We start from the raw sequence: 6076 nt of genomic DNA on the forward strand, positions 1-6076 counted from the left end.
ATTTAAAACGTTGTTAAATCCTTTTTTATATAATACCGTAATTCTAGGAAAGTGAGATTCGGTATAAAACTTGCCATCTGGACGGGTAATGTATTTCTGGCCGATAGTGTAGGTTAAACTTACAGTTGCACTTAGGGAATTGTACGTAGGAAAAAGTGGCGTTTCTACAGTTGGACTAAAAGGATTGTTCGACGTAAATTCCCTATCCTTGGCATCGATAAACTTAAATGTAGAGTTATTGATTAAATTTTTGTTCCTGCTATAATCTACACTCGCACTTCCCTGTAATCCTGTTGCCAGTTCTCTGGTTGTATTAATGTTAATGAAGCTTTTCTCGTAAAATTTCGAGAAGTTTTTTTCGTAAAGCAATGAGTTAATGGTATTGCCTAATGCAGTCATTGAGCCCAGATTGTTTAGGTCAAAAATGCCATTTCCGAACGATGCACCTACACTGGCCCTTTTAAGTGGATTGTAATAGTAACTTCCGGTTAAACTTCCGGTAAGTTTTTTGTTGGCAAAACCATACCTCAGTTCAGGCCGGATAGAATAAGATCTTCTATTCTCGAAATCCTTTCTGTACGTAACCCCATATTTTACTGCAAAACCTTCTACAGTGTTGTAAAATATGGCTTTAAGTACCGGATCGAAAGACCAGTATTCCTTATCATAGCGATCGTTAACACTATGTCCTCTTAACAGCAATTTGCCGATGCCAAACTTATTGTTGTCTTTTTCTAGTGAATCGAGATACTTTTTCGATTCCTTTAATTTAGCAATACTATCTTTTTTAACGTAATTGAGCTTCTCATCACCTGTTAAAGGAATCGGCCTATTGTTTGTCCAGTAGGTAGAGTCTTTTTTGTTCACCATTTCAGTTATTTTCAATATTTCGCCATTGAAAAAGTTTTTAGGAAACTTAGGGTCAACATTGTAATTGCTATAAATACCAACAAAATAGCCTGCAATTTTAAAGCCTAACACATTACCCGCAAATTGAAAATTGATCGCGGTAGGCATATAAACCTCCTTAACCTTGGTAAATTGTTGGCTGATGTTTAAGGTATCGATAAAGTTGATGCCTGATTTTTTAGTTAAATAAACATCGGTATTGTAAATTCTCCAGCTGCCATCAATAATGTATATAATTCCCCTAAACACAGGATCATTTTCACGACGGGGGATGACCTCTATTTTGTGGATCAGTTCTCCATTCTCTTTGGTTTCGCCAAGCAACTTGTATTTATAGTAAAACAGGGCATTGTCTGCAATTGGCGAAATGAAGCCCCTGGTGCTTAATTTGTTTTCGAGCAGGTAATTATCATAGAAATTAATGATGAGATCAGATGCTTTATTAAAACTGAAAGCATTGTTTCTTCCGGCAACTTTTGATGAAATCATTTCTTCGTGCACATCATTAGGCCTTCTAAAATTAAACTTACTCTGCGATTCTGATAAATAAATGATGCCTTTTCGATTGGTATCAAGTTCTAAAACTTTTTGGATATCCTGACCGAAAAACTTTTTAGGAGCACCCCTTAAACGTTGTACACCTTTAATGTAAACATTACAACTAAACTCCTTAACTTCATTTAGGTGTGTTTTTCTCTGTTTAATGGTTTTGCGGATAATGGCATAAGCCGGATCCTCGGCATTTGCCCTGATGTTTACATTTTCTAAAGTATAACTTTCGGATGTTAGGGTTACGTTGAGCGAAATATCATCGGTAAGGTTGATGATATGTTCCTGCTGTTTGTAGCCCACAGCCCTAAAATTTAGTGTGTATTCTCCCGTTTTTAGCTTCATCGAATATCTCCCATCAACATTTGCAGATGTGCCGGTAGTGGTGTTTTTTAAATAAACCGAGGCAAAAGGAACAGGCTGCCCGTTGGTATCTTTAACTATACCCGTGATCGTAAATTGTTGAGCAAAAACAAAATTGGTGAGGCCACAAAAAAATAGGAGCGCGCAAATTCTTATCATAAATTAGATTAGTAAGCTATAAATATCGAATAACTTTTAAGACTATACATATAGGGGGGTGTTAAAGTTTGTTAAGATTGAAAAAATAATAACAGCTGATTACTTAATTCATCAAATTTCATATTGGTAGTAATTAGTTTTTGCGACCATAATTAGTAGCGCCATTCAATAGGATCTGGGTTTTGTCGGATTTGGGAAATAATAATAGTACTAATTTTCTTAAAATCAATAAATCTTGTGGTAATTAATTAATTGATCAAACGTTTGTCTACAAAATATAGGTATAAAATTGCCTTTTTAGGTCTGTAAAGACTTTTTTTTATAACTTTGGGCGTAAAATCAACCATATAAAAAGGCCATGTATAAAACATTACAACCTGTTCTTCAGAAAGAACTTGAAGAAATCGAAAACGCTGGATTATTTAAACGCGAAAGAATTATTATTACCCCTCAGGGTGCCGACATTAAGGTAAGTGGCGGTGCTGAAGTAGTTAACTTTTGTGCAAATAATTATTTAGGGCTCTCTTCTCATCCAAAGGTGATAGAAGCGGCTAAAAAAGCGATCGACGATCATGGCTATGGAATGTCTTCAGTGCGTTTTATCTGCGGCACACAAGATGTACATAAAGAATTGGAGGCTAAAATTTCTAAATTTTTAGGTACAGAAGATACCATTTTGTATGCTGCTGCATTTGATGCCAATGGTGGTGTTTTTGAACCATTATTTAATGCAGAAGATGCCATTATTTCTGATGAATTAAATCACGCATCAATTATCGACGGTGTTAGGTTGTGTAAAGCACAACGTTTCCGTTATAAAAATGCAGATATGGAAGATCTGGAAAAACAGTTAATTGCTGCTAAAGATTGCAGACATAGAATCATTGTTACCGATGGTGCTTTCTCTATGGACGGATCAGTTGCTCCGCTGGATAAAATTGCAGATCTGGCCGATAAATACGAGGCCTTGATTATGATCGATGAATCGCACTGTACAGGTTTTATCGGTAAAAATGGCCGCGGAACACACGAACACTTCAATGTAATAGACCGTATTGATATCATCACCGGTACTTTAGGTAAAGCTTTAGGTGGTGCATCTGGCGGTTTTACTTCAGGTAAAAAAGAAATCGTTGATATGTTGCGTCAACGTTCACGTCCTTATTTGTTCTCTAATACCTTAGCGCCAGCAATTGCAGGCGCATCTATCGCAGTATTAGATATGTTAAGTGAAACCACTTCGTTAAGAGATAAATTAGAAAATAATACGAAGTATTTCCGTGAAAAAATGACTGCAGCTGGTTTCGATATTAAACCAGGTTTCCATCCAATTGTTCCGGTAATGTTGTACGATGCAAAAATTGCACAACAATTTGCTGCTAAAATGTTAGAAGAAGGTATTTATGTAATCGGGTTCTTTTATCCTGTTGTGCCTCAAGGTAAAGCGAGAATCCGTGTACAATTATCAGCCGGACATGAGCAACATCACTTAGATAAAGCGATTGCTGCATTTACTAAGGTAGGGAAAGAATTGGGTGTAATTTAAAATCTATATATCTACGATAACTATAAAAGCCGCTTAAGCGGCTTTTATAGTTTATGGGTCCATTTTCTTTTATAATGGTATTGTAAACAGATTATTTGAACTCATTTACCCCTAAAATTATTGGATAATTTGCCGTATATTTGAAGCCATGTTACAGGACAAAATAACACAATATACCGATAAAATTAATGCTTTCGTAACTGAAAAAGCAGACGAGTTAGAGCAATTCCGCATCAAATATTTAGGAAGTAAAGGCGTAATCAAAGAGATTTTCGACGAATTCAAATCTGTTTCTGTTGAAGAAAAAAGATCGTTAGGTAAAGTTTTAAATGAGTTTAAGCAACTTGCCGAATCAAAATACTTAACCTTAAAAGAATCTACAGAAAGTGCCGAGGTGAAAACTGAAAACGCACAACAAGATTTAACTTTGCCAGGTGAAGGTTTCGAGATTGGCTCGCGCCACCCTTTAGCTTTAGTGCGCCGCGAAATTGTAGAAATTTTTGCCAAACTTGGTTTTACAGTAGCAGAAGGTCCTGAAATTGAAGATGATTGGCATAACTTCTCAGCACTGAATTTTCCTGAAGAGCATCCTGCAAGAGACATGCAAGATACTTTCTTCATAAAAAAAGGTGGAGAAAAAGGCGATATTGCACTGCGTACACATACTTCTTCTGTACAGGTTCGTATGATGGAGCAGGGTCAACCGCCATTCAGGGCAATCATGCCTGGTCGTGTTTACCGTAACGAAGCCATTTCTGCACGTGCACACTGCTTTTTCCATCAGGTAGAAGGTTTGTATGTTGATGAAAATGTTTCATTTGCCGATTTAAAACAAACGTTATTTTATTTCGTTCAAGAATTATACGGAGAAGGTACAAAAGTGCGTTTCCGTCCATCATATTTTCCTTTTACAGAGCCATCTGCAGAGATGGATATTTCTTGTACCATTTGTAAAGGAGCAGGCTGCCAGTTTTGTAAATACAGTGGTTGGGTTGAGATTTTGGGCTGCGGTATGGTAGATCCCAATGTTTTGGAAAATTGTGGTATCGATTCGAAAAAATACAGCGGTTTTGCATTTGGAATGGGAATAGAACGTATTACCAACCTGAAATACGAAATTAAAGATCTGCGTTTGTTCTCTGAAAACGATGTACGTTTCTTGAAGCAATTTAAATCTGCTTTAATTTAATGATGAAGTATTTATATAGCATAATGTTATGCTAGTTGCTGATCGGGGTGTTGGAGGTTTAATTATTGTGAGAATATCATCCAACAGTTATGTCGTATTTGATCGTTGCAGTACCGTAAATCCTGAAAAAATTTGTAAAGTAGTGCCTGATGACAGTGGATTTACCGCAACCGATCCATGTTCGGGCGCAAAATTTTCACTGCTTGATGGTAGCCCACAAAAAGCCCCCGCAGAAAGAAGCTTAAAAGCATATAATATTTCTTTGCAGGGCAATACACTATTACACGTAAGCAATTAAAATGGAAGCTGAAAAAATAAAAGAAACAGTAAAAAAGGCTGCCAAAGAACTATTTAGAAAATACGGTTATCATAAAACCAGTGTAAACGAAATTGCTAAAAAGGCGCGTATTGCCAAAGCAACGATTTACAAATATTTCGAAAGTAAAGAACAGGTGCTGGATAGTATCCTAATGGATTACCTTGATCAGAATCTTCACGAAATCCTGCATAATAAATTAAGCTACGCATCAGAAGAAGAGCATTTAAAAGCATTGGTAATGAAAACCAGCCGTTTATCTTTTACGGCCTGTAACGAATTTATCGGGTGGGATTTCGTTCGCGAAAATGCAAACTCACAGGAATTCTTAAAACACTTGTCAGATCAGCTTGAGGCTTTATTATTAGCCGCTTACCTGCAATTGGATAACTTTAAGAATAACCCTGCCAGAAGAGAAGGATTAGCCTTTCTGCTAAAAGCCAGTAAGAGCATAGTATTTTCATTTGCATTTACCTCAGTTAGTGATTCTGACGTTCGTAAAAACTTTGTAAGTTTCCAGAAAGAAATATTGCCATTTTTGGTAAAAGCAGCACTTTAAATAGAAAAGTCTTTAATAACAGGTTCGTCATCTCGACCGGAACATGGCGGAGAGATCTAAGTTAAAAGTGCTCTCCAGATAGATTTAGCTTCGCTGAACACTTTGTGGTTCTCGGCTGCGTTGCACTTCGCACAATCTGGTCTTAGCATCCTGCTAAGACACTAAAAAATAAACTTATTGGTATGTCGTAGCGAGGCGCTACCACCAGAAAAAAATAAAAAGGGAACGAACGCAGAAATCCGTGCTTATCTGTGTGTACCTGTGGTTAAAAATTCGACTTATTGATTGTAATAATCTTTCATCTTAAATTTTTGCACAGTCCTTTTTATTTTTCCATCAACAAGTTTTTGCGTAATCACCGTAACATTATCTGTAATACTCGAATCTTCAATTACCGATGAGTCTTCGTAAAGCACATTTTTAGTATCATATTTATAATTGATGGTTTTGTCAAAACAGCATCCATCTTTTTGGTGGATGGCAATC

The 6076-nt window shown here is 36.5% G+C and carries 6 protein-coding genes; 4 read left to right on the forward strand and 2 right to left on the reverse strand.

All coding sequences use genetic code 11. From position 1 onward, the window contains the following. On the reverse strand, positions 1-1980 hold a 1980-nt coding region (locus AC1DND_RS24435), incomplete at its 3' end, for a DUF5686 and carboxypeptidase regulatory-like domain-containing protein (protein WP_477585159.1). 358 nt (positions 1981-2338) lie between these two features. Here AC1DND_RS24435 and kbl point away from each other — a divergent pair. From kbl to AC1DND_RS24455, 4 genes are all read left to right on the forward strand, one after another. Next, positions 2339-3526: a glycine C-acetyltransferase gene (gene kbl, locus AC1DND_RS24440; RefSeq protein ID WP_477585160.1), complete on the forward strand. Its 1188-nt coding sequence runs from the start codon at positions 2339-2341 to the stop codon at positions 3524-3526. Positions 3527-3674: 148 nt separating this feature from the next. Continuing rightward, positions 3675-4715, forward strand: coding sequence for a phenylalanine--tRNA ligase subunit alpha (gene pheS, locus AC1DND_RS24445; RefSeq protein ID WP_215131298.1), 1041 nt, complete (start codon positions 3675-3677; stop codon positions 4713-4715). Positions 4716-4743: 28 nt separating this feature from the next. After that, positions 4744-5013 carry a Rieske (2Fe-2S) protein gene (locus AC1DND_RS24450; protein WP_477585161.1) on the forward strand — a complete coding sequence of 90 codons (270 nt, stop codon included), beginning with the start codon at positions 4744-4746 and terminating at the stop codon, positions 5011-5013. 1 nt (position 5014) lies between these two features. Further along, positions 5015-5590 carry a TetR/AcrR family transcriptional regulator gene (locus AC1DND_RS24455; protein ID WP_029274048.1) on the forward strand — a complete coding sequence of 192 codons (576 nt, stop codon included), beginning with the start codon at positions 5015-5017 and terminating at the stop codon, positions 5588-5590. Positions 5591-5868: 278 nt separating this feature from the next. On the opposite strand, the gene AC1DND_RS24460 is transcribed toward AC1DND_RS24455, so the two are convergent. Next, on the reverse strand, positions 5869-6076 hold a 208-nt coding region (locus AC1DND_RS24460), incomplete at its 5' end, for a hypothetical protein (RefSeq protein WP_477585162.1).

The organism is Pedobacter sp. 01N416 (assembly GCF_056399685.1).

What these genes read in the sequence shown, in the direction of transcription:
- AC1DND_RS24450 (WP_477585161.1), top strand. Translation starts at nt 4,744, where the DNA reads ATGCTAGTTGCTGATCGGGGTGTTGGAGGTTTAATTATTGTGAGAATA.
- AC1DND_RS24455 (WP_029274048.1), top strand. Translation starts at nt 5,015, where the DNA reads ATGGAAGCTGAAAAAATAAAAGAAACAGTAAAAAAGGCTGCCAAAGAA.
- kbl (WP_477585160.1), top strand. Translation starts at nt 2,339, where the DNA reads ATGTATAAAACATTACAACCTGTTCTTCAGAAAGAACTTGAAGAAATC.
- pheS (WP_215131298.1), top strand. Translation starts at nt 3,675, where the DNA reads ATGTTACAGGACAAAATAACACAATATACCGATAAAATTAATGCTTTC.